Consider the following 455-nt stretch of genomic DNA (forward strand, 5'->3'; position numbering starts at 1 on the left):
AGATAATGCCACGAGCACGGCACATTTCGCCGATAGCCGCGATATCCTGCACCACGCCGATTTCGTTATTTACGTGCATGATGGAAACAAGGATGGTGTCGTCACGCATCGCTGCTTCAAGTTCTTTCAGGTCGATAATGCCGTTACGCTGCGGTGCCAGGTAGGTGACTTCAAAACCTTCGCGCTCCAGCTGACGGCAGGTATCCAGTACCGCTTTGTGTTCGGTTTTGCTGGTGATGATGTGCTTGCCTTTTTTCTGATAAAAGTTGGCTGCACCTTTGATCGCCAGGTTGTCAGATTCGGTTGCACCAGAGGTAAAGACGATTTCACGCGGATCAGCGCCGACCAGATCGGCAATCTGATTACGGGCGATATCTACCGCTTCTTCAGCCTGCCAGCCGAAACGGTGAGAACGAGAGGCCGGGTTACCAAAGGTTCCGTCCATCGTCATGAAC

The 455-nt window shown here is 52.5% G+C and carries 1 pseudogene; it reads right to left on the reverse strand.

Features of this window, described 5'->3' with window-relative positions:
* Window positions 1-455, reverse strand: a pseudogene (iscS, locus tag HZZ10_RS19080) (cysteine desulfurase); the annotation flags it as partial.

The organism is Sanguibacter inulinus (assembly GCF_013415325.1).
Taxonomy (GTDB): domain Bacteria; phylum Actinomycetota; class Actinomycetes; order Actinomycetales; family Cellulomonadaceae; genus Sanguibacter; species Sanguibacter inulinus.